We start from the raw sequence: 25192 nt of genomic DNA on the forward strand, positions 1-25192 counted from the left end.
TAAAAAAATCGGAAGCTGCCTCGCGCAAGCGACTAACGACCCGCCCTGTCCTGTGTATGCAATTGCATCGCATGCTAGGGCATCCGTATGTGACAAAACGAAATAAAATTTGGATTTTCGGGGAGATCCGCCCTTTCGGGAATTAAAGGGAGGTTACAAGCGGGAACGAGCGATTACCTTCGATCAATGGACGGAATTTAGCCCACACCAGCGAATCTAACGCCTCGCCCCCATGGGTTGCATGCTCGGGTGGAATCTGCTTCTTCTGCTCACTGGTTTTATCCTTCGCAAAGTCCCCCTTCTTGTCTTTTCGGGTCAATGTGGCACGTAAGGATATCATAAGATCAATATTGTTGGCGAGGTTGATCCGAAAGCGTGGCAATCGTTCGTCCCCTGCCAATACTGCCTCCCAGAGATAAAAGCGACTTCGGTGGGAGGAGGATTGACCAATATAGTTCTCGATCACATTCCACCCCTTGGCCTTGAGCTCATTGATCCATTCGTCTGCAAACGAAATATCATCCTTGGCGTTCTCCCCAATGGCGGTGTGGTCATAATTAAAAATAACTGTATTGTTTTCTTTCTTCTTGTGGCGATAGTACCAATCAAACTTGGCAACAAGGTTCTTGATCTTCTTTGGTTTGAGCACAAACATGGAGTTGATGATATCAAAGCTCGATTCCTTATCTTGCCCAATGGTCACCCAGTTGATGGCACTATTGTAATCACATCCCAGCTCCAAGGGCAATTCCATCACCAAGTCCCCATCCCACCTGCAATCCTGACGGGTGTCCCCATTAGAGTCAAGGCCATCAATGAAATCTACATTGGGTGCGTAATAGCCATGCTTATCGTCACTGAGGAGATGGTAAAAGGAATTCTCGGCCTTGTCCGGCTTTTTGTTCAGCACAGAAAGGGCAAACTCATAAATGGTAAGGCTCTTCTTATAATTCTCAATCACCTGCATTCCCAGCGCATGGACATTGTCCAAGGTGCTGGCGCGGCTGACAAATGAAAGGCCTTTCCGTAATTCGTTGATGTCATCCAAATAACGGTCGATCTCCTGCTCAAGCTGCTTGATCTTACGCTTGGACTTGGATTTCTCCTTTTTTGCCTGCAGCTCACTGATTTCAAACTGGATGGCAAGGATCACCGCTGCGGTTTCCGTATCAGAATCTTTCTCCAGATCATAAATCCAATTGCCTGGCATCTCTGGCCGTGGCTGGTCAGTGGTCAACAGCATGGATTCACAGCAAGAAAGATCACCATAAAGGTGTGATTGCCCTCGGAGGGTAAGCAGTACTTCCTTGAATTTCTCCCGGGGAAAGAACTTCACCTCATCAGCATAGAGATAGGCCAAGGAGGCACCATTGGCGATGTGCAATCGGTCAATGGAGATCAGCAGCTGTGCAGATCCGTTCCACCATTTGATCAGGTGGGCGTTGGTGCTGGGCTGCCGGTAACATTTGGGGATTTTGAGGTGATCGGGTGGAGCCTTCCGGATCCAGTAATGCACATTCTCTTTAAAACCCATCCGTTCCCAGCCAATTTGAAGGGCTGGAATGATCATGTTCAGCAGTTTGTCATACGTAATGGAGACAATGCCACCCAGTGACCCAGGCATGTCCACGACATTCCTTGCAATAAATTCCGCTCCTGGGCCTTCAGTCTTTCCCGTACCACGCCCCCAAATACAGGTTCCCAGTTGTGGGCGGATCAAGTTCATCTCCAACTGGGGGATATTATAATGTATGCGCTTAGTCTCCGTCATCCTCTGGGGTATCTTCTGTATCTATAATGATGGCATCATCGATTTCGTCCTTTCGCTTGGCTGCCTTAAGCTTTTCCAGCTTGGTCTTCCAATTGGCGGGAAGTTTGGTTTTAAGCTGATCAGGAAAGAAACCAACTTGGAATTCAGGAATCTTGATTTGTTCGTAAATGTCAGCTTCGGAGGACCCCATAAACTCTTTAATAGCTTCCTTGTATTCCTTCATCAGAGAGGCATAGGAACGGTTATCCCCGGAATCCTTGGCAAGGCTCAGCCCTTCCAAAAGCATCTGGATATAAGTATCGATATGGTATTGGCGATTGAAGTAGGTGACTTCGCCAAAGGCTTCCTGTGTGTCCTTATAGATGCGCCTGGCTGTGGAAAAGCTCACATCCCACATGCTCTCCATCATGGCGATGACCTTCTTGGCACCACCATACTTTTGGATCAGCTTATTACAGGCTTTCATCCGCTCGATCTTTTGTTCCAGGGCAGGACTCAGGCTGACATTGTCAGTCAGTTTTCCCTGAAAATACATGACGATTTTCTCGACATCCGTCCGTAAAGTCAATTCCTTATCGGGTTTGTCCGGCCATCGGTTTTGAAGGACGTTATTGTTCTCTACGTTCTTTCCCATTAATACTCTTTCCTTTTGACGGATTCCAACATTTTAAAAGCCAATGTTTGTGCAGGACTAGATCCGGCCACGGCCAGGTCAATGATGCTTTTGCGCAAGGCGGCTTCCTGCTTGAGTAAGCCTTTTCGAATGGCTCTCCGGATAGCTTGGTTTGCTGTTTCCAGTCCGATGATTTCCAAGATTTCCTCTTCGGTGAAAAAGCATCCGGCCAATTCTTCCACCTCCTCCAATTGCTCCTCATTTACCATGGAATACCTCCTTTCCATGGATAGTGTCATCGATCCACTGGGCGTGGAACTTGGCGGATTTCTCATCAGTGAAGATAACCCCGGCCTCAATCCTTGGATTCTTGGATAGGTTGGCAGATCCTAAGACGGTTATTTTCCATTGTTCATTTTGGATGACCAATACTTTGGCGTGACATTTCGTGAGCCGGATATTGGTGATAATGTTCGAGGCCAATTGCAAGGCTTCTGGTTTTCGCTTTTCGATGCGGTAATCCAGTACTGCATTGATCTCTGTGATGAGCCCCTTTCTGATCATGTCCACCAATGCCCGCATGGGTTCCTCGGTGATGGTCCAGGTCGTTAGCCATACCTTGGCGGGACCGGTCTTTAGCAGCAAGTATTCCAGGAGGTGATGCATGGACCATTTTCCGCCAGTGCTGAATTGGATGCACTGGTCATGGTCAATTTCTCCGATGACCGATTGCAGTTGCAATAAGGACTTTCCCAATGCATAGGATGCCCGGGCCTTGGTTCTTAGTCCTTTTGGATTTCCTGCCTGGTCAGGGATTGGTTTTGGAATATCGTTGGTCGAAAACAGTTTCATGCGCTGACCCTCCTTTCCAATTCAGCCTTTTCAGCCTCCCAGGTGGGGATGTTTTCTTTCTTAAGTTTGCCTTTTTTGGCTTTGCTGATATAGGTGCGAAGGGTTCGGATGCGCTTTGACATTTGTTCGGGTGTCATATCGTCCATGCCCTGATCGATATATTCTGGTTTCTTTCCGTGAACCTTCACAAAATCCGCTTCCTGCCAAACCTCCGATACCCTATCCATCAGATCCAGTACTTCAAAGCAAGCTTGTTTCCGCTTGCCGTCATCCTCGATCAAATCCAACTGCCCAAAAACCATAGAGGCCTTGGAGTAGAGTGGCAACCATTTTTCTTTTAGTTCAAGCTCTTCCGGGGATTGTGCTGCCCTTTCGGTGACCTTAACGGTAACAGCTGGTGTGATAGTGGCTTGAGGTGGTGTGGTATCCCTCCCAGTCGGTTTCCTTCGGCTCCGCTCAGGAACCGGCTTGTGTAGGGATGTAGGAGCTGAACTTTCCAGTTGATCAAGTACCTGATGCAATTCCTTTTTGAGACGGGCACGGTTAAAGTCATCCTCTCCGGAGGATAGCATTTCTTTTACAAAGAACTTTCCTTCCACATGATCATTAAACCATTTAAGACCGGTGGAATAATCGAAGTCCTTAATGATCTGGCGAAGCTCGGGGTTGCTGCCTTTTGCATTGAATTTCTGAAAGAACTGTTTGATAAGTTCATGTGGCTTATATTTTTCTGAATTCAATACCAGGTCAGCCTTGATCCAAGCAGAACGATCCTCCAGTCGTTCGATATATTCCTTGGGATCGAGTCGCTTTTTGTAAACGGGGACCACATGGAAATGCCCGTCCTGTTCTCGCTTCATGTGCCTTTCCAGGCAGATCGCAGGTGGGCAGTGGATGTGAACGATATAAAGTTTGTATTGATTGCGGATAAAGTCCGCATAGATCTCCTTAAAAAATCGGGTGCCACCCGTCGTTTCATAGATCACTTGTTGGTGGTCTTTGATGGCCGCTTTAGTTTTCCGGGCTACCTTGTGCTCAAACTCGTGGGTATTGTGGCCGTCTTCTAAGACTTCCCCAAAATTATCCTTGCGATAATCGTCCAGACATACATACTGATAGGAGGGAAGATGTTTTTTAAGGGATCGGGAAAAGGTGGATTTCCCTGATCCCATATTGCCATAAACAATGATAATTTCCTTCATGCAATAAAATTATTGCATTGCAATCATTGCAATTAGGACAAACTTTTACTACTAAATGTGTATTCTGATATCAACCATTCAAATATTTGTTGATTTTTTTTAAGATATCCCTATTATATAAAACACTTCGTTTTAATTTATATAGTGGATTAGTTCTATCTAAATGCTCATAATGATCTGTATCACGATTTTGTAAAGAGCTTAGTCCCCAACCCTTCCACAGGCTAAGTTTATCACCATTGTTAAAAGTAATAGATTTCAAGGAGAAAGAAAGATCTAATGATTCCTTATGAGTAGAGTAAAAGTCCATATAATTTTTGATTGATTTTGAACTTACTGTTGTTGAAATGTCGCTATTTTTCGAAATAACATCATTTTCTGTTATTGATTGGTAAAATATGGATCCATTTCCTTTATCACCATAACCTAAAAAATCTCCAAAGGAATCCATGAGGTAAATATCGACCTCTAAGTGTCTAATGTCACTTTCAGAATGGTTAGTAACTTTTACCCGTAAAGAAGTCGCATTTAATGATTGAAGTTCAAAGGATAAAAATTGATTTGTGGCTTTGTTTATTTTGGTGGTTAAGGATTTATTTTCCTTTTCTAATTTTTTTCTTTCATTCTGAATTTGAACCTTCTTTTTTTCCTTGTTTTGGTCAATTTGATTTTTGTACGAAAATGCAATAATTAGTATTATGAAAAAAAAGGGTAATGAATAAAATATTTTTCTTTTCATGAGTAGTAGTTTAATTAAATAATGATATCTAGTAAAAATTAAAATTAGGTAGTTCAGCGAAAAAATCCAACTAAAAGACATGCCCCATGGGTGCAGTAATAGTTCAGGGTTTTATTATTGATCAAAAAAAGGGAATCAGCTCCCTTTCCTCATTTTTCTGACCATGGCTGCTTTCAGTTGCGCGACGGTCTTTTGTTGGGCGATAAGGTTACGTTCCTTAGCCAATACTGCCTTAAGGTGCTGCACTATCTGGTCAAATGCCTCCATGCGATTTTCATGAAAGGCCACTTGTCCCATTACGATCTTCCTAAACTCATAAAGCCTGATAAAGGGGATCACCGATCCATGAAGGTGGTAAGCAAATACTTTGTCCTGCCAAAGCCCATAACACAACCAATATATTCGGTCCCGATCTTCCGTGTTATCAAACGTCAGCACAAAGCAATTGGCCGTTTCTGACTCCAGCGGTTTGCCGGCATTGTTGCCTTTGCTTAGGATGAAAAGATGTGGCTGGTTGTAGGACCTACCAGGAACGTGTGATTTTGCAGTGAAGGATTTCATGTGCGTGATGCGGACTTTCCACTCCTCGCGCTGGAGCTTAAATGATGAAAGCCCGGCACCAGGGAGAGGAGATCACTAAAGGCAATTGGAAACGGAATAAACCGGCAGGGGAAACGGGAAGGCTTTATGCCGTAGTCTCTTGTCCTGTGTGAAATCATCCTCCCTAACTTTGGCGGCACATGATTGAAGTGAGAGAGATTACTTATACCATTAGCGTTTAAAACTGCTAATTCTCCCCCTTGGAGGGGGAGATGCCAAAGGCAGAGGGGGTGAAAAAAAGGAGCTTTAAAGCTCCCCGTTGTCGGCCATGCTGTAGTGGCCATCGGCAGTGATGATGATATGATCAAGCAAGTGGATGTCCAGAAAGTCGCCACCTAGTTTTACTTTTTCGGTAAGGTTTAGATCTTGTCTGGAGGGTTTGAGTTGGCCAGAGGGATGATTGTGCGCGACTATCAAGGCTGATGAGTTGGCCAGTAATGCTGCCTGAAAGATGGTCTTGGGATCGGCTATTACTCCGGAAGTCCCTCCTTGGCCTACGAAGCGGTAAGCGATGACTTTATTGGCGCGGTTCAGCATGAGGACGCAGAAACTTTCATAATATTCGATGGTGTCCTGATCCCAGAGCTCCCTGAGGAGGGTTGCGGCATCCTTGCTACCGGTAATTTGTGCGAAAGGCTTGCCAGTGGTCTTGTAGGTAGCTTTTACTTCTCCGATGGTGTTGAATAGATTTTTCATGATAGCTTCGCCGACTTTTATCTCCTGGCGCCGGAGGGATTTGTGAAAAATTGATTTGGCTATCACACCGGGAAAGGGGGCGACTAAGGGCAATTGGAAACGGAATAAACCCAGCAGGGAAAGCGGGGAGCTTTATGCCGTAGTCTCTTGTCCCGTGTCGGAAACTGTTCCCGAACTTTGCTCTATGTCAATTGCATAATGTGTGTTGGAATCCCACTTTGTCACCCTTAGCGGAGTCGAAGGGTGGCAAAAAGGCTTAGGGATAGCAGTGGATATCCTTTTGAAAAAAGATAGTAACGGATAGCCCGACTCCGCCTGAGCGGAGAAAGCCCCTGAAAAAGTAGTTAGATGTAAAACAATGGATAAAAAAAGCCTCTCCATTTCGGAAAGGCCTGTGATATTACTTACTAGAAATTTCTTCTACCTTGGCATTTCCAAAAATGTGGCAACCAGGTGGGAGTGAAATTCTATTTAATCTGTCTGATATTTCAGAATTGTCTGGGTATTTTTCAAATTCAAGTTCTCTTTCCCAAACGGCAATGTCGCGTTCAGTTTTTGTTTCTCTTACTACAAAACTAATTTTAAATTTCCACATACTATAAACATTGGTTTTAAGTCCATTGCCAAATTAAAAAAAGCCTCTCCATTTTGGAAAGGCTTTATCACATTATTGAAAATATGGCATTGAATAGATCACACTAAAACCAAACCGCACGAACCTGGGTCGTAGTGCAGATCTGCAAAGGTGATATGGGTTTGGGCTGCATGTTTTCTCTTGTCCTCGATCGGTACCTGCAAGGATGCCGGATAGTATGTCGTGCTGAGGATAAAGGAACGCATAAACAGGCTTTCGGAGTGAAGTTTTTTCGATTGGTCCAGATGGGGAATATCTTCGTCGATATCCATTGGTGCCAATTGGATGACTTCATGAGTGGGATTGGCACTAGTATCATCTAGGGGAACTATATCGGTATAGATCCCCACTGCGAAAAGCACCAAAAGAAAAGCAAATAGTTTTTTCATTGAAAGTGGTTTTAGGTGAATTGAATATTTCATTAAATGAGACTTCAATTTGGGGGATACAGTATTAAACAGGTAGGACAGAAATAATGAAAACCGTCATCGCGAGACGGACAGAAGGAGGTCGTGGCGATCTCGATATTAAAAGATGAGATCGCTTCGCAGGCTCGCGATGACGGAGCAAAACACAAAAAAAGGATCGGCAGCACCGATCCTCTTTACCTATAAAACCCAAAATAACCTTATTTTTTGTCCGTTTTCGCTGGCTTGTCGGTTGGTGCGGCTACCTTTCTCAGGTAACTGGTGCCCAGATTGATAAGCCTTTCGGCAGTCTTCTCATTGATCTTGGCAAGGTTAATGACACCCAACTTGGTGCCGATAGGGCCGGGTTTTACCCCGACCACCTCATACTTGCCGTCCAATATCGGTGTGGTCTTCAAATCACTCATTACACAGCTTCAGTTAAGGGTACTTCATCGATGTAGAATGGTGGATAGTAGATCGATCTCACCGTAATGGAGGTCATTTTCTCTCCACTGATTTCCGCAGGAGTTTCAGAGGTTGCTTCCTCTACTTCTGCAGGAATGCCCTTATACCCGATAAAGGTATATTGATCCGTCTCGCCCAAAAACTTAAAGGCTACCACCAGTGGCCGGTTCCTATTGGCCCTTAACCATCCAAATAGCTGCTTGCTGACACCTGACTTGGCGATGGTGAGCGTGTTCTCAAACGACTTGGCCCTTCTGGCTCCGACCAATGCGGAGTTAAAGGCGTTCTTTTCCAAAGTTGCTTCGAACTGGAAGAACTTCTTGCCGGTCTTCATGGTAAACACCTCAGCACCTAAATCCACATACTCGCCACTTTCAGTAGCGCCTGTGAGGGTAGGAAGTGCAGGCCAAGACTCTACATCGTTATAATCTGCGATGCAAACTTCAACCTCCAGACCAGCGGATTCTTCCAGGTTCTGGGCACCTTGATAATCCATTAAATCCATATTACTTGATCTCTTTTAGGAGTCCAGAACCTCGGTCTACCAGGGATTTGGCCAATTTCGGATCGGCAGCAATGTCCTCAGGGGTAAACCTTCCTTCTTTGTTCACGAAGCCACCTTTTACCAGGTACTTCTTTTTGCCTATCTCTACGATAGTGCCTTTGCCTTTTTTACCTGCCAGTTTTAGCTGGGATTTCAGGTCGGCCACGATCTCGGAAGAATCTTCCAATTCCGCTTTCAATCGTTCGATTTCCTTATCCTTGTCAGCTAGTGCCGGATCAGGTGTCTTCAAATCTTCCTGAGCTTTTTGAAGACTTTCCTTCAAGGAATTGTTTTCGTTTGCCAAAGCCTCGGCTTTTGCCGTTTCTGCTTTCAACTGATCCTGAAGAGCAGTGATCTGCTCTTCAGGAGTTGGTGTATTTTTCTTATCTGACATTATTGCTGGTCATTTACGTACAACACTTCCAGATCCCGGAATTCAAATCCGAGCATCCATTTTACGATGGCGTCATAGCCGTGAAGGTTTTCCACGACCTTGCCCACTTTGTTGGAATCGGATGTTTGGTTGGTTCCCAGCACCATATTGCCTTTCATGGTCATGATGACCCTACGGGAATTTGACATCCAGGTCTTAGGCCTTACCCTTAACCGTCCTCCGGTATTTTTAAGGATAAATTCCTTGCCCTCTTCGATGTCTGAATTGGCAATGCCTTGGCCTGAGCCAAACTTGCTGTTGACATTAATGGCAAGGTCCTGGGCGACATCCATGCTGACCTCTGCGACCATTCCTTTGTTTTTGTGAGCTTCCGGCACAACGGCCCACATGGAGTGGAAATAGTCGTAAGCGGTGGTCTCATCGAAGGTACCGCCGTCACCTACGGTCAATAGGCCTTCGTTGGCGATGGCATATTCGATTTTCTCATGCGGACCGTCCAGGATGACCTTGTTGTCCACATCTTCCCATTTGGCCGGGTCGGTCTCTGGGGATTGGCCGGCAGTGGTGTCCGCTACATCGATCATGCGATAGATGATTTCATTGAAATACACCAAGTCGCCTTCGGAATAAACTGCACCCGCATCAAAGGCATCCACATTGTCCCCGTGGTACTTGGAGAAGTAGAAGTTGTCATTGATCTCGGAGGCCAGTTTGGCAAATTCCTGTGCCCATACCCAATTGGCAAAAGGAACTTCTTTGGCATTGATGTCAAGCATCTCGGACATAAATGTCTCGCGGAGTTCTTCAGGAATCATGCGGATGATTTTCATCCCCCGTTGAGGAGTCAATGTTCGCTTGGTCCATTTTCTCCCACCTTTTGCATGCTCGATGTTGAGATTCAGTGGTCGAGCCCCTGAATCCACCGTCATCTTATACAGATCCCTAGGCTCTCGTACATTACGTATGACCGTGAGGTCATTCATAATGTCCAGGCCATTCAGCATCTGGTTGATCAGGGTTTTGTCCCACTTGTGGATATAGGCCTTGATCGCAGAAATATCGGTCGCTGGTGATACTGGCATATTGTGATAGTTGGTTTAGTTGGTCTTGATTAGTCGGCTTTTTCTGATTTATCAGGGTAGCCCATTTGCTTGCGAAGGTTCCTTACTTCCTTGTCCGTCTCGCTGAAGTAGTTTTCAGGGGATTCTTCTCCTTCGATTTTTTCAGGATCCTTGCCCTTGGTATTGGTAGGCTTGACTCCTGATTTGCGATAAGCCTCGATATCGAGTTTGAGGCCATTGTTCTCGGTTTCCAGGGTGGTCTTTTCTCCTTTCAGGTCATTCACCGTTTTGGCGAGGTTGTCCTTTTCGGTTTTGAGGTTGGAAACTTCGGTCTCCAAGGTTCCCTTTTCATTGGTAAGGGTATCCACTTGGGCTTGTACAGGCTTCACAGCATCATCCACCTTGGCCTGTACTTCGTCCGAGGTGAATCGTTCATTGGCGCCGGTAAATTGTTGAATCTCTGCTTTTACGGCAGCGATATCCTCGGCAGTGAGCTCGCCCTTATTGAGCAGCTCAAGTGAATCTTTGAAATCCATATGGTCTTGATTGGAATTTGGTGACTGGTTTTTGGCAGGAGGAGCTGGGGGATTGGGATGTTTTGGAGCTCCATGGGAAGATGAAAGGTTCAGTGTTTTTCTTACATGCTCTGTGACCCGGTTAAAGAAGCTTTTGTCTTCGTCCTTGGGACGGTAAAAAGCCATTACCTCCTCGTGATTCATGTTGGCAATATTGGCAGGAGGAGCCTCTTCGGCCTCGTAATCATCGATCTCATCAATAAACTTCTCCTCCAGTGCTTCCTCCGGGGTGAGGTAATGGTCCTTATAGTTAAGGTAACTGTCCATGACCTCCTCTTTGGTCATGCCCGTTTTCTTGGCCAGCTTATTGGCAATAAGCTCATCGTACTTGTCGAGTACTTTGGCCATCTCCCGCAGCTGGTCGGCATTGCCACCGCCCCAGCTCATGGCATTGTGGATCATTAGCATGCCGTTTTGCGCGGAATGGACGGTTTTGCCAGCAAGCAAGAGCAGTCCGCCCATGGAAGCGGCCAAACCATCATTATAGGTGTGGATTTCCTTCTTACTGTTGATCACCGCATTGAAAATCGGAAAACCGTGGTACAGTGATCCTCCCGGACTGTTGATGCGGATATTGATGCGGTCGTATTCTTTTTCGAGGGCCTTAAAATCCCTGACGAACTTATCAGCCGTGTTCTTGATCTTCCAGGTATCCTGGTCCCAGCTGGGGATGGCACCGTACATTAGGATGTCCACGGTCTTATTGGCCGTGGACTTATTGGTGATCTCGTAAAAGAGGGGATTGGTCTTGCTCATGGTGTGACATCGGGTTTGATGTCACAAGCTTAAGCATCCCCTGTGTCGGTTCAGGGGACAGAATCAGGCAGTTTTGGCCGCTGAATGGGAGATGCTAAGAGAATTATCGTTGCTGTCAGTGACGGCTCCCCCGGAGTCTTCACTATAGGTTATGGTGCAGGGATTGACGTTACTACCTAAAAAATGTTTCTCCCCATTGGTCGTTTCCAGATAGACCAATATTTCCTTGTCAGCAAATGCCTGGTGGATCTTGCTTTCGCGGAAAGTGCTTGCTTGGACAGTGGATTCTACCAGCATCCCATGATTGCTTTGGTTACTGGAGCATTGGAGAATGGCTTTTTCCAATACCAATGGTATTTTGGTAAAATAGGACGTTAGGGATCCTGTGTCGGGCAGGTCATTGTCAAAGGTCAAGTCAGCATAGTCGGTGGCATCTGCCAACATCAGTAGGGTGATCAGGGAGGTTCTTTCCATTTTACCAGAGGGGAATGAGTTCTTTTTCTATTTCACGTTTTTGGTGGCGCTGCCATCGTTTATAGGCGGTTTCCATCTTGAGGTCTTCCTCGGAAAGGTCGTATTTTTCCATAAAGCTGCGAATAGCTTCTGCCGCATCAGAGCCAAATTCCACCGCCGCTTCCACGTACAGCATCATTTTCAGATTGAAGTGGTTTTCTAATAATTTGGAAACCGCATAAAGTTTTCGGGGACCGGCATAGCGACAAACTACTGTAATGGTGACGTGAGTTGCTTCTTTCTTTTTGAGATGCCTATCCCAGTCTCTGACATTACCCAACTTTCTTCCCAATAGAAGTTGATCAATCCGCATATGGTGCCTATAGCCATAATCTTTACGGAGCATTTTAAGGACTGATCTGGATACGGGAATATCGTATGCTTTCATATGTTTAAATTACTTATTAGGTGAAAAAGTGAATAGGACAAATCTACCCCATACATTTTAGTTCCTTTTTTTGGTTTGAAGTGAAGCCAGGAATTGTTCCCGGTGGGCTTTGTCGATCTGGAAATAATCTTTTAGGGCATCCATGTAGTCAGACTCCCTGCAGGGCTTTGCTAGGAATTCAAGGTAATTAAGTGCCGTGCATTTATCTTTAAACACATCTCTGCCCCTTGCATGAACAAATGCTCCTTCTGTAGTGGCATAGACCGAGACCCAATAGACATAGGTTTGATCATCGGTGCAGTGGAGTTTGTATGTCTTCTTTTGGGTGATGGAATGGAAATATTTCAGCATTAATGAATTGTACTTTTTTAAGTGGGGAAAATAGCCCCTTAAAAAATCCTTTCACGCACTAATTACTTACAAGATACGTGTTTTTTGTGAAACTGAAAAACGATGTTACATTGTTACATCCCATTATTTTTACGTTTAAAATATTGACTTTCAGTCAAATAAATTATGTAACACGATGTTACAAGTTTTGGGCTGGATGTTACATTGTTACATGCAGCTTTGTTGTATGTAACAGCTTTTTGTTACATTTTTCAAAAATTGTTACAAAACCAGTTACCCTAAAAATCCTTCTCCATTTCCTTTATTACTACTTTTTTACTTATATTTAACTCTAATTGTAACAATGTAACAATGTAACACACTTTTTCGGCGAAGGAATTTGGGCGTAAAAAGTTAATATTCTACTATGTTTTTAGTTTTTGTACTATGTAAAGTTTCTAGTTTGTCCGAGTCCGATTATTTTTCAATCATTAGTGTTTTGATTGGGGGCTTTTTGGCAATAATAGGGTCTGTTATTGCTGTCATTACTCAATCGATAGTGAATAGTAGGAAGAGGAAAAAGGAACTTCTTGAAATAGAAGATTATTTTTTCACTTCTCTTGATTTTATCTTAAGCTCAATGGAAGAATTAAAAGCATCTATCACAAAATTATCCAATAATTTGACTCAATACAGTAGCTTATTCCTTAGTGTTCGAATACCCTCCGGTTTTTCTACGGAAGATTTACGTGAGATTGATGGAAAAACTTTGTATAGGATTATTGTTGCTTCTAGGAAGGGTGATTCAAAAAGGAAGTCGGAAGATATGATAAACATAATGAACGGGCTTAGGTATATTGATCGCCAAGTCAAGGAGATTGAAGAATTCAATGGAAAACTTCTGGATAGCCTTAATGAACATGTTGAAGTCTTAAATGAAGCCTTAATTCAAATTAATTTTCTGTACAATGAATTTACCGTTTCAGCCTACAAAAATAAGGTCTTCCCAGGTAATGATTCATTTTTGGATTTGCTTGAAAAAGTTTTGGGAAAGAATCAACAGGAGATAATCAATTCTTCAGATAAAAGTAATTTTAAAGTGATTTATTCAGGAATAATCGAACCTATTTTGTTGTTTATTCGGTCAAATAAGGACTTAAAAGATGAAAGGATAGTGGAAATGATTCCTTGCCTGATTAAAGGTAAACAAGCCTATAATGAATCCGAATCAATCAGGAAGGAGAGTATAAATACTCTATCAAAATATATTAGTAATCTAAATTCCGTTCAAATTTTGATGAAAGAATGCAAAAAGACCACTTTGTTAAGAGAATTAAAATAAGCTTTTAAAATATGACCCTTGCAGATCTTTTTAAAGAAATATGGGAAGCCGGTAAAACGCGGATAAAAACACCTATTATTGGGGCTTTTATTATTTCTTGGATGGTATTTAATTGGAAACCTGTTATGATAATCCTTTTTGAGCAAGATTTAATGTCTTGCCGGATTGAAATTGTTAAAGATAATTATTCGTCAATTTGTTCAAATTTAGTTTATCCACTTATTTCTGCATTTATTGCAGTTATAGCTGTTCAATATTTTTCAATAGCCTTAAATTTTTTATTAACTCATGCTAAGGGTGTTAGAGATGGCGAAATGAAGAAAAAAGCATTAGATAAGCTCAGAATTGACTCTGATATTCTTACAGAAAGGGAAAGACTGTCAAAGCTAAGAAGTTCTGTTTTAAAGGAAGAGTCTGAAGAAAATGAAATTATTCAATTGAGGGAACAGGCTAATGAGCTTAGAAAGCAAAATATGTCTCTTCAAAATTCCCTAACAGAGACACAAAATGAAATTACCAACCTAACTAATCGAATTTCATTGGATTATAAACTTTCGAAGACTCATAGGAGTGAAGATTTTATAACTATTGCGAATTCCATTTATAATGAAATTAAGAACAGAGGAGAGTTAGATCATATCCAACGTCTTTCTCATGCTTATAGGTTAGATCCTAATGATTTAGGTTCAATAAATCTGGAAACAGCTGATTATTTAATAGGCAAAAAAATATTGACCCATGTCAAAGCCAAGAAAGAGGAGGCATTTTTAATAACAGATTTGGGATATGAAATTTTAAATTTGTACTTCAGTGATTATGATGATGATCCCAACCAATAGGGATTTAAGGGGAGGTGCTAAATAGAAAAACAACCCCCGCTTTGGATGCTGTTTTAACCTTTCAATTCCTAATCCTAGCTTTTCATTCTCCAGCTGGATGAGCTCCTGTTGCATTTGCTCTTTCTCAGAGCCACCACTTATTTAGCATAATACACCACAATACCATAGAGGATACCACCAATGATGATGACAAGTAATCTTTTATAATCATTCCACCGCTATTTAATCCTTCTTAATCGCTCTACCATTTTTTGCTATGTTTACTAATGTTTTCAAATCCTTTTCACTTGCCCTTTCCCATTGCGTGTATGCAGGGCCAAAGCTTCCGTCCTTCTCGCAATAATCCCTTCGGATCACCTTTACCATGATGATACTGCCCAGTAGCCAACGGTTTTTTATTTTGAACCGGCCTGTGAGTCTTCGGGTAAGCTGTTTATAAAATATCATCGGCGTCTTGTTGCATGATTTCGTCATAAGCTTGGTCAGCCAAAATTTCCACTTGATCCTTATAGGTAAGGTATTTATCTGGCTCAATGGTAGCCTCCATTTTATAATGGTCTCCCTTGTAATCGATGTCGAATTGATAGGTGTTCATGTTACGAGTGAGGCTGATTTTGGACACTACTTCCAGTACATTTATCTTTTTACGGGCAAAAACCTCATGGGCAAGCATAGCCAGTTTGTTGGTCTTGGGGGAATTAGGCAAAACCTTTCCCTCTTGGCTAATGGTGGTTATTTTCATTTTGAGGCTCTTTTCTTGAGGGTTATTTTGTCCTCAGGATTAAGGATTGCGAGGGTACATTCAGGAGCCCCACCTTTAGTAATGACTTTTTGCCATCCCTGTCCAATTTCTGGGACTCCCTTTCCTTCTGATATCCATGTGATCATGCTCCCTATAAATGCAGGATTGGCCTTCTTTTTAAGGATCCATTCACCTGGTTTGGAAAAGCCCACAAATGCATCATTGGTAATGGGGCTCACTGCCAATGCCGTACAATCCATAAGGTCTTGAAGTAACTTATGCAGGTTATCAATATCGATATGATATCGGTCAAAAAGCGCAGAGGCAATGGCCACACTGTCATCTGTTTGAATATTACACAGATAGGCAGCTAGTTCTTCTGTTTCGAATTGTCGTATTTTCATTTTTTAAATAGGTTTAGTTGATCGCGCTTCCAGTTTCTACCAAAGCGGCGGTTATTAATATGGTGGGGACGGTCATGGTTCAAGTGGCATCGTTGGCAAAGGGCTGCCAGGTTGCTGAAGGCATTGTTGTCTCGGTTTTGGTCCAGGTGGGCCACGGTAAGAATCACCTTGGATCCGGTGTCTGGGTGGGGCTGGTAATTCTCAGCCCCACACCATTCACACTTGTTCTTTGCTCGATGAAACCTGATCAATCTGCTGATCAGGGACCATTTGGGATGATACTCGCTGTAGTCGATCGGCATTTTTTAGATGCTAGATATGAGATCAAAGACTTAAGACCTGAACAATTGCCAGTCCTCTGCAAATAAGTCAGTTTGGGAGGCAAGCCATCCGTTGACAATAGTGCCATCTGCGGCTTTCATACAGAGGTAGGGATTGAAATGTACTTCTGATTGCGCTGGCCCATTACCTCTTTTACTTTCCCCTTCGGAAAATGAAAACTGGGAGAAGTAGAAGTCTTTGACACATTTGGGAAGTGATTTGACTTTATTAATGACAAAATCGGCGGTAAGGCTATCTGATGGGCGCATGAAAACAAACATGACTTTTCCGTCCCACCCTTCTCGAGTGACCGGTTTGCCAGCTTTTATCGCTGAAAGTGCCCAGCCAAAATCCAAGCCATCGGCTATTTCCCAACCTATTCTTTTATAATGCACATTGGCTGATGCATCGACGATTTCCCCGTCTTTGGTCAAGGCCCTGACGTAGCCTTCTTCATTCATAAACCAATAGCCTCTCCACTCTGGGAGTCTTACTTTTTTACCTTGCTTAAGGGCTTCATTTGCTTCATCAAAATTCATGTGATTTTTGTTTGGTAGTGAGTAAATAGTATCAAGTTTTAACCTTTCCGTCTGTTGCTTCAGGTTCAGCATTCGCTTTACCTTTTGGCTATGGCTTTTGGGCTTAGCCAATTCGAAGTACTGTGGATGATCCCGGATAGTCTTGGCTATTTCCAGTTCGGGGATGGGGATCTTTTCGGTAGCTGCGATCATGAACCTCCGAACGGCTTCAGGGGCTTCCTTGTATTGTTCCTCCGTGAGGGGCTTGATTTTGTATCGGGGCATAGTCTTTAGATGTTATGTATGAGAATATTTTCGAACGCTTTTAACTTGCCATATTTTGCAACTTTCAGGAACCCTGTTGTTTCTCACATGTTCCGCAAAAACATATGATGAGAGAAATTCACATTGGCAGTAATGACTGGTTGGAATTGTTTCTTTGTCTACCTTGTATACAGGGCAATTGGCACACCTTTCCATTGGTACAGCAAGAGCTTTTGGATATGATTGTGATTTGCCGGTGATTTTATGTGTGAAAATCACCGTGCCTTTATACCTTCTATCCTGTGGACGGATGCGTGATAGATCTACTGTTTTCATGGTTCTATATTCCTTCGGTAGGTTCATCAAGTTTATCCTGTTCTTTTCGGATAAAGTCCTGGATGTCCCACTGGTCGATGGGGGCTACTTGGAATTGGTTGGCGAGATTATGAGCCACTTCTTCCGTAATTGGATTGATAGCGTAGATGGCACTGGGGTTTAGCAGCCGGGTGAATTTTCCTTGATGGGTGGTTTCCGGGACATCTACCCTTATAAAGTTGGAGCCGCCAATGGCTTGTTCGGTGACCTTTCCGGCCATTCTGGTGTGGCCGAACAATTCAATTAAGGCGTAGGATTCAAATTTTGGTGTTTCCATAGTTTTAGATTTTAGAAGTGAGATATGAGAATTGAGATTACTTTAATGATTCCACACATTGCCCGACCGGCCATTCCATGGCCGGAGGGGTGACGGCATTGCCGCATTGTTTTACTTTTTGTCGGGAGTTGCCCACTATCACATAGTTATCATCGAAAGCCATGGCACGCTGTACTTCGTGGGCCTTGAGCATGCGGTAATAGCAATCTTCTATTTTCGGTTTCTGGTAGCTGATCACACTTACCCGGTCATGGGTGGGCACGGTGCCCATGGCTTCATTGACACCGCTGGCTTGGCTGGATCCATTGTAATAGCTGAGGAATGATTTTAGGGCATCATCGGATACTATCCCATGGTTGATCATGGTGGTAAGTGCCCCGAAGGGCTTGCTGGTGGGTTTGGATTTACTTTGCCCCTTATTTTCCACTACCAGTGGACTGCCCAAAATGGCATGGTTTACACCACCTGAAGTAATGGTGGATGCGGAATGGGAAGCATGTTTGCATTCACCTGTCTTGTTCATTTCGATGATCCAAGGCGTGACCAGTGACATAGATTGCCTTACCGTTTGGGTTTGAAAGTGTCCGCCCACCGGTTTGACATATCCATTAAGAGAAGTATGTTCACCTTTGATCACTATGGGGGTGGCAATTCCATGACTGAGGTCAGTACATTGGGTACCAATGGGAAGTTCAATCGACGATTTTACCCTGCATTCCAATCCTGAAGTATGGCGTGTATTGATGATAAGGGGATCCTCTCCATACTTCTCCAGTCCATACTTGATACGCTTCATGGTGTTGGGCTTTAGTGGGCGTGAACGTTCTCCGATCTTGGTGCCCAGATCGCTCCAATCAATAGCATTGAAAGCGGCGTAGTAATATGGTTCTACCACGGTGCCATCCGCTGGGCAAACATATACATATTGACTCCGGTATTTTCCGTATTTCTTTTCCGAATTCTTCCAGTGTTGTATTGCCCTGATATCCTTTCCGCAGCATGGGCAGCGGGCGAGGGGCATCCAGTTCAGATCGGGGGCTTTGTTCCCTGCTTTCCAAAAGACAATGTACATTCGATCCCTCGACTGGGGAGTCGGCCAGAAGTGCATGGAATTGAGATAACAGCACTTATGCTTATATCCAAGGGTGTGCATGGCCTTTAGCCATACGTCAAACAGTGCCCAGCGCAATTTGGCTTCCACCACATTTTCCACGATGATAAAATTATACTGGTGGTATTCCGCAAATCGGCACACGTCCCACATGGTGGCTCGTGACCTTTCTGTGGCAGGATCGATCTTTCCTTTTTCATAAAGGTCGAGCTGTAGCTTTACCGACTTATGGCGATTGCCACCTGCCGGACTGTGCGTGGTACATTCCGGTGAAGTGATCAGTCCGTCGGTGGTTGGATATCGCCTAGGGTCACAGGCGGAAATGTCCGTACAGTCATGCCCTGTTTCAGGAAAGTTGGTGCTGTGTGTTTCTATGGCCAAGTCCCAGTGGTTCAAGGCCATTTTTACTTCAACCCCACCGCCAATCCTATTGGCATAGTTGCGCACGCCCTGGGAACTTCCCCCGGCTCCGCAAAATTGATCCGTGATGGTTATATAGGAATTTTTCATTGCTATAAGGTTAGTGTTTTGGGTTTTTAAAGATTTCCTGTGGTTTGGATATTGTAATTCACTATTTGATCTATTACCACAGCAAATTCATCCCCTTCAAAGAGCGCTTTGTAAAACCCATCTTTATCGTATTTGTGCTTTATTTTTTCGAGGGTTTTATAAAAACAATCCTTGATATTCTTGTCAGTCAATTTTATGGTGAAATCCACCTGATAATTCGAATATTCATTGTTTAGATTGTTAATGAATTTTGTGTGATTGGCCGTATAAAGGAGTTCTGCGAATTTTTTATTGTTCAATTTCCAACAGAAAATAAAGATGGTCGCTATCCTTAATTTGTCATCCACACTGTGAATTCCTCTTGTAGTTTCATATATGATGTTTTCGATTTCCATAGCATTGATTTAAAATGGTGCAGGGCCTTTTTTCTTTTGCCAAAGCTCTTCCTGCTTATATTGCTTGTCATCCAGAGACTGTTGATCTTCGAAGGATCCGGAAGGAGTTTGGTCATCATCGTCTTCCATGTCTTCCTTTTTGAATGCCCAAGGGGATTTGAATTCCTTCATCTCTATTTCGTTTAGCCATTCCTCAGGTTTGAGGATGTATGGCCGGGCGATTTCTGTGTAATAGTTGATATGGGGCGTATTGTCTTCCTGAATGTTTACGATCGTGGATGGAATCTTGCATCGGGCGGTTTTGCCCAGGCTGAACCCACGTTTTTTCTCCATGTAGTATTTGAGCTTTTCCTCGTCGATCTTGTATTTTTTGGTCTCGTTGATGTAATGGAGCATCCTTGGACGACTGATTTTGAGCTCTGGGATCTTGTAGGTGAGGAACATTTCCTTTACCCAGTTTTCCACGGAAGCATCCACTTGGTTCTTGGTGACCTCGACGATTTCCCGCATCTGGTCTGTTATAAAATCCTGCGGCTCAAACCACAAACGGTCCTTTTTCTCATGGAATACCTTTCGGTTGGCCAAGAAGTGGATCCACGCGGGGATCTCTTCTTTCATCTTGTCCACCATAAAGGGGTCGCGGGTCCTGAGTTTGGGTACCTTCACCACAAACCAGCGGGTTTCCTCATCTTCCATTTTCATGAGGTTGTCGGCATCATTGGAGCAAATAATCAGCTTGCCGTAATAGGGGATTTCTTGGATGTCCATTCCTTTGTTTTCTAAGAAAATAGTGTCAGAGGTTACCAGCTGCTTGAGCTTCTCCTTCTCCGCTTTCTTGTCCACTTCCAAGAACCCTTCATCCAGCCCGATGATGAATTTGGTCGCATAATGGCCGTTAAAGTTCATTTTGAAACGGTCATTGTTTAGGACGGTACCGTTGCCGTTGTACACCATGCAGAGCCATTTGATAAAGGTGGATTTACCTGTACCGTTTTCGGGCGATACCAGGCAGGGCACGGGAAGCATTTCCTTTGGGTGCTGCAGCTGGATGGTCAGGTAATCCATGGCTACGGTAAATTGGTCACCCTTATATGCCTCTTCTTTGTACATTTCCTCCTCTTCATCCCACCAGATGCGGCCTTTTCCTTGGAAAAGGTGTTTGATAAATTGTAATGTCGTATCCACCCTTCCGGGCTTAGGTTCATGCACCAATGGTTCCATGAGGTTATAGCAGCCATATACCACTCGTTTATAAGACACTGGATCCCAGTTGGGCTCCACATGGTAGGAATCATATTTTGGAATCTGTTCATTGATCATTCTGTTGGCGATGGCCTGTGGGTAGTCACGCTTGATTTCCGCGACTGACCATCGCTTTACTTTTGTTTCCAATAGTCCATACCGGTTGGGGATTTGGATAATCTTCACCCAGTCAATGCCAATTCGCATGTAGCGGTCGGCATCTTCGATTTTGACATAGGCCAGTTCTTCTCCCGTCCATTCATATTTGATCTTTTGGTAGATGAAAGGACGGGAGCCAATGTATTCTTTATAGATATTGTAAAACTGGTTTCTACCATGAAGTCCAAAGTGCTTATCAATGGTGCTTTGTTGGCCATCTGTCAGAATAATACCATCGAACCATCTTTTGGCAAAATGGAATTGGGTAAGGTCTTCAAAGATGTCTTTGGCCTTGGCAGGAGTCTGGATTAATAAGTCGTCCAGCCCTTTGGCGGTGTCCACAAGCTTCGACTTACCGTGCATAAAGTACACTTGCGAAAGGGGAACATTCTTGTCCTCTATAAGCAGGTGCAGGGAATTGCGGAAATTCCCCACGGCATTGGCAAAGCTCTTTTGGCGAATATAAAGGTCCTTATCCTCTGCCCACTTGACCACTAGTGCATCGGCATCCAGCAGCATCACGATGTTTTTTACTTTGCAGTCAATGATGACCTTTTGGATCAGCTCATTGATTTCTCGCTTGTGGTTGGTGTCTCCGCCATAAAAGCCATGAATACCTGGAATGCCCATGAATTCCACTCCCTCCATGCCCTTGATCTTGGATTTTTCCATCCATGCCTTGAGCGCTTTAAATTCCCCTTCGATCAGCACCAGCGTTTCGATCTGGCTATTCTTCCGGTCTATCCAAGCCTTGATGATGCCGGGCGTCAGGTATGGGTATTGCCCGGATCCTTTTTCCTGATGGTATTTAGCCGTCTGCTTTTTGCCATCCTTTTCGTAGGTGCGTTCTTTTTCGAGGCGTATCCTGACGAAGTTGTTTTCCCATTTGTTTCCTTCCTTTCGCCAGCGAAGGGGAGATCCCGTGACATTGAAATAGTTGATCTGGATGCCCTTTTCGCAGGGCTCTAGCAGCTTGTGGGTTTTGGTCTCCTCAGTTTCTATCCATCCACCCTCGACACTTTTAAATACCGGGGTAGTGAGGCTGTTGGCTTCTTCGGAAATGTCAAGCGCACGCAGCCGCTTTTCGTAGTATAATTCGACATCATTGCTTATTTTTTGATTGGTGGGCATTCTTGTTTAGACTAAAGATTTTAGACAATAGATGTTATGCTTGTGACTGGAGGCAGGCGAATAGGGGATTGGAAAAATCCTTGGTTTTATAATTCAGCCAGATGCATTCGGTCCGTTTGGAATCGTAGCCTTTCCCGTTTGATCTGGAGCCTCTAGAATAAGTTTCCAAATCGATCCGCTGAAAGCCATTCGGTTCCAATGCCTCCTCATAGATGGGATGGAAGTACCCTGACATGATCACCTTTCCCTTACATGAAGTCACAAAGTCCAGTACCTCCTGGTGTTGCTCATTGGTCATTTCGTTGGCGTAATCATTGAAGTTTACCCGGGTGTCCTTCAGGTAGGGGGTGTCCCAATAGAAGCAGGTGTCCTTTGAATCCCATTTTTTGGCCACGACCATGCAGTCCTGATTTTCGATGATGATGTTTTTGATTCTCCGGTGGATGGCCGGTAGAGATTCCAATCCATTGAAAAAGGTGCGGGCGACTGAGCTCTCGTATTTGGTACCGCCATAATTGAAGCTTTTATTCCCCATTGAACCGAGGTATCCCATTGACAGTACTACATAAATCTGTCTGGCCCGTTCGATTTTCTCCTCTTCCGTTCTGAATGTTTGCCGGCAGCGTTTCCATTCTTCTCGGGAATAAGGCGTGAGGTCTAACCTTCTGGAAAGTTCTTTTACCGATTCGGGATCCCGTACGACCTCAAATAGGGTTACTAGGTTATCATCGATGTCGTTATACACTTCACAGAATGACGGGTCCTTCTGCATCATCACCCCAGCCATCCCGCCACAGGGTTCTACATAGTGTCGGTGGACGGGAAGAATCTGGGAGATAAACTTGCCAACCTTGTTGAATTTACCTCCATAGTAGGGGGTAAGGGTTTTGAGTTTAGCCATGGGAGGCCTCCTTTCCAGCCATTTTGCTGTAAATGTGAAATAGCCTTAAAAACTCTTCTCGGATGTCCAATTGGTTGGCAATACAAAATGGCTTTCCCTTATAAGCGTGTTTGGCTTCTCGAAAAGTTATATGTTCAATTTCAAGTGCTTTTCGATCTTCTATTTTTACTTCTTTTGAAAGGGGGTAATTGAACGAAAACTTATCTGCTATTGCCCTCATTAAGCCGTCCTCTATTCGCTGATAGTCTGGCATGGACTTTTTGATTGGGCTTGCCATGTCTCCTAGATATGCTTCTGAAGCATCATGAAGCAATCCTTCGAGTTTTAAGTGGTTAGGTAACCCATTTGATACTTCTATAGAATGATTCGCAACCGAATAGTGGACTGGAAGGTGATTGCCAAACCTGCATTCCAGCGCAAGGCCATGGGCAATGTCTTCAATGACAATGTCATCTGGGTTAGGGTCGAATACGTTCAGGTATTTCCCTGAATAGGTGAGAATACATGAACCGGCATACAAGGTTTCGTCAGCCTTAGGAATTTCCTTACCAATTCGTTTTCGGTCAAAGTGATCAGCATGGACCTGTCTGGTGGATACTTCCTCCAGGTGTCTTGCATCAATGAGTTTATGTTCTCCACCGGATCCGTCACAGATACTTTTAGCTTCATCGAAATCAAATCGATGGGCCTTATCAATATCGGTGGTATAACCGGCCTGTCCTGCTCGCCAAAATAATAGGGAGTTCCCAACATAGCTGTTTGCCCAAATAAGGTACTTACTCATCAGTAGCCTCCTTCCCCAGTTTTTCTGAGACTAGTTGATCTTTCCTCTCTTGGATGGTGCTTAGTAGGGTCTCCATTAGTTCCAAGTTTTTTTCTTCTACCGCACTGATAAAGTCAACACCCAATTTTCTTAAATATGGGTCATTAGGCCGGCCTAATCTGTCTCTTGAGATAAACTCTGCCCGGTAACTGACTGGGTTGGTGTACCAGCTTCTTGAATAAACCACCGCATCTTCCCATGGCTGGCGGTCTCGCGTGCTTATAGCTCCAGATTTTGCTGATTTGATTAAATTATGCCAGTCGAATTTGTCTTTGAATGACTTTTGCTCCGGCCATGGGCTTTCCATAGCCAGGGTGATTTCTTTATTGGCTTTCTTTTCTTCCTCTATCGACCGTTCTAGATCACATTCCATTTCCCATAATACATCCCTGATGCCTTTTATTTCTGTTAGGGAGATGGTAGTCAGGACAAGGGTTTCATGCTTTTTGTTGGTGATCAGGATCTCGGCCTTGTCTTTGGTTTTTTTTGCCAATTCTATCTTGAAGTCTGGCGAAGTCCAGGCAAATGATTTCATGTTACGATTGGTTTTTGAGTTGTTTTAATTCCTGCGTTTTTCTCATGATCCTTAGCCATAGTTCTGCCCTTTGCTTTTCGGTTAGGCTGCGGTCATAGTCTATTCTGTTATGATATCGCTGGATATCATCCTCCAGCATCAGGATGTCCTTGGGCAGTTGGGGATTTTGGGAAGTCTGCGTTTCGGGTTCGTTTGATTTTCCTGTCGATTTCCCGGATGGCTTCTCTGTACCGGCTGGTAAGTTCATAGCGTTTCTTCTTTAAGGCGTGTATTCGGTTTTGTTTTCGGTAATGGGTGTTTTGGGCCACACGGATGATGCTGGTGACAGATAATCGCATGTCGCGCAGCCTATCGATCAGTAAATTCAAGATCCACCTCCTTCCTGGGATAGGATCATGAGTAGGCTGATCAGCCATCCAGTGCCGGCCATCAGTAAAGTGATGAAGAGTGCAAGAATGAATTTTGGCAATAGGTCAATCGGCTCTCTATCTGGATGATTACCCATGGCTGGCCTCCTTTCCCTGATCAATGACGCATTTGATTTTGATGTCGTGATTGACCTCGATCCTATATTCCATTGCCTGTACTTCGTAGATGCTCAGCTTCCAGACCAGCAGCCCCGTTTCGGCTGCGGCATCCATGATTGTATGGATAATGTTTTGGTTCATGGTCGGCCTGGTGATCTTGGGGAGGTACAGGCCGGAAAGTCGTTCGCTGAATTTTTCCCTAAAGCGATTTTCAAATAGTTCTTTCATGGCGT

General features: G+C 44.0%; 35 protein-coding genes. 2 read left to right on the top strand and 33 right to left on the bottom strand.

The window, feature by feature from the left end:
• Positions 1–142 precede the first annotated feature (142 nt).
• From DN752_RS17815 to DN752_RS17900, 18 genes are all read right to left on the bottom strand, one after another.
• A complete protein-coding gene (locus DN752_RS17815) occupies positions 143–1771 on the bottom strand; it encodes a hypothetical protein (RefSeq protein WP_112785211.1) in 1629 nt (542 codons plus the stop codon).
• On the bottom strand, positions 1758–2405 hold the full coding sequence (locus tag DN752_RS17820; protein WP_112785212.1) for a hypothetical protein: 648 nt from the start codon (positions 2403–2405) through the stop codon (positions 1758–1760). Before DN752_RS17820 ends, DN752_RS17815 begins: the two co-directional genes overlap by 14 nt.
• On the bottom strand, positions 2405–2671 hold the full coding sequence (locus tag DN752_RS17825; RefSeq protein ID WP_162633257.1) for a hypothetical protein: 267 nt from the start codon (positions 2669–2671) through the stop codon (positions 2405–2407). Before DN752_RS17825 ends, DN752_RS17820 begins: the two co-directional genes overlap by 1 nt.
• The gene (locus DN752_RS17830) at positions 2643–3236 is read right to left on the bottom strand and encodes a phospholipase D-like domain-containing protein (protein WP_112785214.1); all 594 of its coding nucleotides are present in this window, start codon (positions 3234–3236) and stop codon (positions 2643–2645) included. The genes DN752_RS17825 and DN752_RS17830 overlap by 29 nt, the downstream gene beginning before the upstream one ends.
• On the bottom strand, positions 3233–4438 hold the full coding sequence (locus DN752_RS17835; protein WP_112785215.1) for an AAA family ATPase: 1206 nt from the start codon (positions 4436–4438) through the stop codon (positions 3233–3235). The genes DN752_RS17830 and DN752_RS17835 overlap by 4 nt, the downstream gene beginning before the upstream one ends.
• A 70-nt stretch (positions 4439–4508) precedes the next feature.
• Positions 4509–5177, bottom strand: a complete 669-nt coding sequence (locus DN752_RS17840; RefSeq protein WP_112785216.1) for a hypothetical protein — start codon at positions 5175–5177, stop codon at positions 4509–4511.
• 135 nt (positions 5178–5312) lie between these two features.
• Positions 5313–5738 carry a DUF6943 family protein gene (locus tag DN752_RS17845; RefSeq protein WP_112785217.1) on the bottom strand — a complete coding sequence of 142 codons (426 nt, stop codon included), beginning with the start codon at positions 5736–5738 and terminating at the stop codon, positions 5313–5315.
• A gap of 285 nt (positions 5739–6023) precedes the next feature.
• Positions 6024–6473, bottom strand: a complete 450-nt coding sequence (locus DN752_RS17850; protein ID WP_112786603.1) for a JAB domain-containing protein — start codon at positions 6471–6473, stop codon at positions 6024–6026.
• A gap of 400 nt (positions 6474–6873) precedes the next feature.
• On the bottom strand, positions 6874–7068 hold the full coding sequence (locus DN752_RS17855; RefSeq protein ID WP_112785218.1) for a hypothetical protein: 195 nt from the start codon (positions 7066–7068) through the stop codon (positions 6874–6876).
• Between the two features lie 98 nt (positions 7069–7166).
• A complete protein-coding gene (locus tag DN752_RS17860) occupies positions 7167–7496 on the bottom strand; it encodes a hypothetical protein (RefSeq protein ID WP_112785219.1) in 330 nt (109 codons plus the stop codon).
• A 239-nt stretch (positions 7497–7735) separates the two neighbouring features.
• Positions 7736–7942: a hypothetical protein gene (locus DN752_RS17865; RefSeq protein ID WP_112785220.1), complete on the bottom strand. Its 207-nt coding sequence runs from the start codon at positions 7940–7942 to the stop codon at positions 7736–7738.
• Positions 7942–8487 carry a hypothetical protein gene (locus DN752_RS17870; RefSeq protein ID WP_162633258.1) on the bottom strand — a complete coding sequence of 182 codons (546 nt, stop codon included), beginning with the start codon at positions 8485–8487 and terminating at the stop codon, positions 7942–7944. Before DN752_RS17870 ends, DN752_RS17865 begins: the two co-directional genes overlap by 1 nt.
• 1 nt (position 8488) lies before the next feature.
• On the bottom strand, positions 8489–8920 hold the full coding sequence (locus DN752_RS17875; protein WP_112785222.1) for a hypothetical protein: 432 nt from the start codon (positions 8918–8920) through the stop codon (positions 8489–8491).
• Positions 8920–10002 carry a hypothetical protein gene (locus DN752_RS17880; RefSeq protein WP_112785223.1) on the bottom strand — a complete coding sequence of 361 codons (1083 nt, stop codon included), beginning with the start codon at positions 10000–10002 and terminating at the stop codon, positions 8920–8922. The genes DN752_RS17875 and DN752_RS17880 overlap by 1 nt, the downstream gene beginning before the upstream one ends.
• A gap of 29 nt (positions 10003–10031) precedes the next feature.
• Positions 10032–11312 (bottom strand): head maturation protease, ClpP-related, encoded by a 1281-nt coding sequence (locus DN752_RS17885; RefSeq protein ID WP_112785224.1) that lies wholly within the window; start codon positions 11310–11312, stop codon positions 10032–10034.
• 63 nt (positions 11313–11375) lie between these two features.
• Positions 11376–11786, bottom strand: a complete 411-nt coding sequence (locus DN752_RS17890; RefSeq protein WP_112785225.1) for a hypothetical protein — start codon at positions 11784–11786, stop codon at positions 11376–11378.
• Position 11787: 1 nt separating this feature from the next.
• Complete coding sequence (locus DN752_RS17895) at positions 11788–12213, bottom strand: hypothetical protein (RefSeq protein ID WP_112785226.1); 426 nt, start codon at positions 12211–12213, stop codon at positions 11788–11790.
• Positions 12214–12270: 57 nt separating this feature from the next.
• Complete coding sequence (locus DN752_RS17900) at positions 12271–12564, bottom strand: hypothetical protein (RefSeq protein ID WP_112785227.1); 294 nt, start codon at positions 12562–12564, stop codon at positions 12271–12273.
• 442 nt (positions 12565–13006) lie between these two features.
• Between DN752_RS17900 and DN752_RS17905 the strand changes: the two genes are divergently transcribed.
• On the top strand, positions 13007–13885 hold the full coding sequence (locus tag DN752_RS17905) for a hypothetical protein (RefSeq protein WP_162633259.1): 879 nt from the start codon (positions 13007–13009) through the stop codon (positions 13883–13885).
• A gap of 11 nt (positions 13886–13896) precedes the next feature.
• Entirely contained in the window at positions 13897–14724 is an 828-nt protein-coding gene (locus DN752_RS17910) for a coiled-coil domain-containing protein (protein WP_112785229.1), read from the top strand.
• 222 nt (positions 14725–14946) lie between these two features.
• On the opposite strand, the gene DN752_RS17915 is transcribed toward DN752_RS17910, so the two are convergent.
• The 15 genes from DN752_RS17915 to DN752_RS17980 all read right to left on the bottom strand — a co-directional run bounded on the left by DN752_RS17915 (position 14947) and on the right by DN752_RS17980 (position 25187).
• Entirely contained in the window at positions 14947–15171 is a 225-nt protein-coding gene (locus DN752_RS17915) for a hypothetical protein (protein ID WP_112785230.1), read from the bottom strand.
• On the bottom strand, positions 15158–15466 hold the full coding sequence (locus tag DN752_RS17920) for a hypothetical protein (protein ID WP_112785231.1): 309 nt from the start codon (positions 15464–15466) through the stop codon (positions 15158–15160). Before DN752_RS17920 ends, DN752_RS17915 begins: the two co-directional genes overlap by 14 nt.
• On the bottom strand, positions 15463–15870 hold the full coding sequence (locus DN752_RS17925; RefSeq protein ID WP_112785232.1) for a hypothetical protein: 408 nt from the start codon (positions 15868–15870) through the stop codon (positions 15463–15465). The genes DN752_RS17920 and DN752_RS17925 overlap by 4 nt, the downstream gene beginning before the upstream one ends.
• Positions 15867–16172, bottom strand: coding sequence for a hypothetical protein (locus tag DN752_RS17930; RefSeq protein WP_112785233.1), 306 nt, complete (start codon positions 16170–16172; stop codon positions 15867–15869). Before DN752_RS17930 ends, DN752_RS17925 begins: the two co-directional genes overlap by 4 nt.
• Positions 16173–16202: 30 nt before the next feature.
• Positions 16203–16994: a DUF2829 domain-containing protein gene (locus DN752_RS17935; protein WP_112785234.1), complete on the bottom strand. Its 792-nt coding sequence runs from the start codon at positions 16992–16994 to the stop codon at positions 16203–16205.
• Between the two features lie 319 nt (positions 16995–17313).
• Positions 17314–17625 (bottom strand): hypothetical protein, encoded by a 312-nt coding sequence (locus DN752_RS17940; RefSeq protein ID WP_112785235.1) that lies wholly within the window; start codon positions 17623–17625, stop codon positions 17314–17316.
• Positions 17626–17662: 37 nt separating this feature from the next.
• Positions 17663–19246, bottom strand: a complete 1584-nt coding sequence (locus DN752_RS17945; protein WP_112785236.1) for a DNA cytosine methyltransferase — start codon at positions 19244–19246, stop codon at positions 17663–17665.
• A 26-nt stretch (positions 19247–19272) separates the two neighbouring features.
• A complete protein-coding gene (locus tag DN752_RS17950) occupies positions 19273–19641 on the bottom strand; it encodes a hypothetical protein (protein ID WP_112785237.1) in 369 nt (122 codons plus the stop codon).
• Positions 19642–19650: 9 nt separating this feature from the next.
• The gene (locus DN752_RS17955; RefSeq protein ID WP_112785238.1) at positions 19651–22173 is read right to left on the bottom strand and encodes a primase-helicase family protein; all 2523 of its coding nucleotides are present in this window, start codon (positions 22171–22173) and stop codon (positions 19651–19653) included.
• A 34-nt stretch (positions 22174–22207) separates the two neighbouring features.
• On the bottom strand, positions 22208–23074 hold the full coding sequence (locus tag DN752_RS17960; RefSeq protein ID WP_112785239.1) for a DNA adenine methylase: 867 nt from the start codon (positions 23072–23074) through the stop codon (positions 22208–22210).
• On the bottom strand, positions 23067–23858 hold the full coding sequence (locus DN752_RS17965) for an HD domain-containing protein (protein ID WP_112785240.1): 792 nt from the start codon (positions 23856–23858) through the stop codon (positions 23067–23069). Before DN752_RS17965 ends, DN752_RS17960 begins: the two co-directional genes overlap by 8 nt.
• Entirely contained in the window at positions 23851–24432 is a 582-nt protein-coding gene (locus tag DN752_RS17970) for a hypothetical protein (RefSeq protein ID WP_112785241.1), read from the bottom strand. The genes DN752_RS17965 and DN752_RS17970 overlap by 8 nt, the downstream gene beginning before the upstream one ends.
• Before the next feature lies 1 nt (position 24433).
• On the bottom strand, positions 24434–24679 hold the full coding sequence (locus tag DN752_RS17975; RefSeq protein ID WP_112785242.1) for a hypothetical protein: 246 nt from the start codon (positions 24677–24679) through the stop codon (positions 24434–24436).
• Between the two features lie 117 nt (positions 24680–24796).
• Complete coding sequence (locus DN752_RS24560; RefSeq protein ID WP_162633260.1) at positions 24797–24937, bottom strand: hypothetical protein; 141 nt, start codon at positions 24935–24937, stop codon at positions 24797–24799.
• The gene (locus DN752_RS17980) at positions 24930–25187 is read right to left on the bottom strand and encodes a hypothetical protein (RefSeq protein WP_112785243.1); all 258 of its coding nucleotides are present in this window, start codon (positions 25185–25187) and stop codon (positions 24930–24932) included. Before DN752_RS17980 ends, DN752_RS24560 begins: the two co-directional genes overlap by 8 nt.
• Positions 25188–25192: the final 5 nt, after the last annotated feature.

It is taken from the genome of Echinicola strongylocentroti, assembly GCF_003260975.1.
Taxonomy (GTDB): domain Bacteria; phylum Bacteroidota; class Bacteroidia; order Cytophagales; family Cyclobacteriaceae; genus Echinicola; species Echinicola strongylocentroti.

Excerpts from the sequence above, each read along its gene's own strand:
- DN752_RS17835 (WP_112785215.1), bottom strand. The coding sequence starts at position 4,438 with ATGAAGGAAATTATCATTGTTTATGGCAATATGGGATCAGGGAAATCC.
- DN752_RS17965 (WP_112785240.1), bottom strand. The coding sequence starts at position 23,858 with ATGAGTAAGTACCTTATTTGGGCAAACAGCTATGTTGGGAACTCCCTA.
- DN752_RS17915 (WP_112785230.1), bottom strand. The coding sequence starts at position 15,171 with ATGATATTTTATAAACAGCTTACCCGAAGACTCACAGGCCGGTTCAAA.
- DN752_RS17865 (WP_112785220.1), bottom strand. The coding sequence starts at position 7,942 with ATGAGTGATTTGAAGACCACACCGATATTGGACGGCAAGTATGAGGTG.
- DN752_RS17845 (WP_112785217.1), bottom strand. The coding sequence starts at position 5,738 with ATGAAATCCTTCACTGCAAAATCACACGTTCCTGGTAGGTCCTACAAC.
- DN752_RS17970 (WP_112785241.1), bottom strand. The coding sequence starts at position 24,432 with ATGAAATCATTTGCCTGGACTTCGCCAGACTTCAAGATAGAATTGGCA.
- DN752_RS17830 (WP_112785214.1), bottom strand. The coding sequence starts at position 3,236 with ATGAAACTGTTTTCGACCAACGATATTCCAAAACCAATCCCTGACCAG.
- DN752_RS17935 (WP_112785234.1), bottom strand. The coding sequence starts at position 16,994 with ATGCCCCGATACAAAATCAAGCCCCTCACGGAGGAACAATACAAGGAA.
- DN752_RS17880 (WP_112785223.1), bottom strand. The coding sequence starts at position 10,002 with ATGCCAGTATCACCAGCGACCGATATTTCTGCGATCAAGGCCTATATC.
- DN752_RS17820 (WP_112785212.1), bottom strand. The coding sequence starts at position 2,405 with ATGGGAAAGAACGTAGAGAACAATAACGTCCTTCAAAACCGATGGCCG.
- DN752_RS17945 (WP_112785236.1), bottom strand. The coding sequence starts at position 19,246 with ATGAAAAATTCCTATATAACCATCACGGATCAATTTTGCGGAGCCGGG.
- DN752_RS17825 (WP_162633257.1), bottom strand. The coding sequence starts at position 2,671 with ATGGAAAGGAGGTATTCCATGGTAAATGAGGAGCAATTGGAGGAGGTG.
- DN752_RS17925 (WP_112785232.1), bottom strand. The coding sequence starts at position 15,870 with ATGAAAATACGACAATTCGAAACAGAAGAACTAGCTGCCTATCTGTGT.
- DN752_RS17940 (WP_112785235.1), bottom strand. The coding sequence starts at position 17,625 with ATGGAAACACCAAAATTTGAATCCTACGCCTTAATTGAATTGTTCGGC.
- DN752_RS17920 (WP_112785231.1), bottom strand. The coding sequence starts at position 15,466 with ATGAAAATAACCACCATTAGCCAAGAGGGAAAGGTTTTGCCTAATTCC.
- DN752_RS17875 (WP_112785222.1), bottom strand. The coding sequence starts at position 8,920 with ATGTCAGATAAGAAAAATACACCAACTCCTGAAGAGCAGATCACTGCT.
- DN752_RS24560 (WP_162633260.1), bottom strand. The coding sequence starts at position 24,937 with ATGGGTAATCATCCAGATAGAGAGCCGATTGACCTATTGCCAAAATTC.
- DN752_RS17910 (WP_112785229.1), top strand. The coding sequence starts at position 13,897 with ATGACCCTTGCAGATCTTTTTAAAGAAATATGGGAAGCCGGTAAAACG.
- DN752_RS17950 (WP_112785237.1), bottom strand. The coding sequence starts at position 19,641 with ATGGAAATCGAAAACATCATATATGAAACTACAAGAGGAATTCACAGT.
- DN752_RS17980 (WP_112785243.1), bottom strand. The coding sequence starts at position 25,187 with ATGAAAGAACTATTTGAAAATCGCTTTAGGGAAAAATTCAGCGAACGA.
- DN752_RS17860 (WP_112785219.1), bottom strand. The coding sequence starts at position 7,496 with ATGAAAAAACTATTTGCTTTTCTTTTGGTGCTTTTCGCAGTGGGGATC.
- DN752_RS17815 (WP_112785211.1), bottom strand. The coding sequence starts at position 1,771 with ATGACGGAGACTAAGCGCATACATTATAATATCCCCCAGTTGGAGATG.
- DN752_RS17900 (WP_112785227.1), bottom strand. The coding sequence starts at position 12,564 with ATGCTGAAATATTTCCATTCCATCACCCAAAAGAAGACATACAAACTC.
- DN752_RS17975 (WP_112785242.1), bottom strand. The coding sequence starts at position 24,679 with ATGAACTTACCAGCCGGTACAGAGAAGCCATCCGGGAAATCGACAGGA.
- DN752_RS17885 (WP_112785224.1), bottom strand. The coding sequence starts at position 11,312 with ATGAGCAAGACCAATCCCCTCTTTTACGAGATCACCAATAAGTCCACG.
- DN752_RS17870 (WP_162633258.1), bottom strand. The coding sequence starts at position 8,487 with ATGGATTTAATGGATTATCAAGGTGCCCAGAACCTGGAAGAATCCGCT.
- DN752_RS17930 (WP_112785233.1), bottom strand. The coding sequence starts at position 16,172 with ATGCCGATCGACTACAGCGAGTATCATCCCAAATGGTCCCTGATCAGC.
- DN752_RS17960 (WP_112785239.1), bottom strand. The coding sequence starts at position 23,074 with ATGGCTAAACTCAAAACCCTTACCCCCTACTATGGAGGTAAATTCAAC.
- DN752_RS17890 (WP_112785225.1), bottom strand. The coding sequence starts at position 11,786 with ATGGAAAGAACCTCCCTGATCACCCTACTGATGTTGGCAGATGCCACC.
- DN752_RS17850 (WP_112786603.1), bottom strand. The coding sequence starts at position 6,473 with ATGAAAAATCTATTCAACACCATCGGAGAAGTAAAAGCTACCTACAAG.
- DN752_RS17895 (WP_112785226.1), bottom strand. The coding sequence starts at position 12,213 with ATGAAAGCATACGATATTCCCGTATCCAGATCAGTCCTTAAAATGCTC.
- DN752_RS17955 (WP_112785238.1), bottom strand. The coding sequence starts at position 22,173 with ATGCCCACCAATCAAAAAATAAGCAATGATGTCGAATTATACTACGAA.
- DN752_RS17840 (WP_112785216.1), bottom strand. The coding sequence starts at position 5,177 with ATGAAAAGAAAAATATTTTATTCATTACCCTTTTTTTTCATAATACTA.
- DN752_RS17855 (WP_112785218.1), bottom strand. The coding sequence starts at position 7,068 with ATGTGGAAATTTAAAATTAGTTTTGTAGTAAGAGAAACAAAAACTGAA.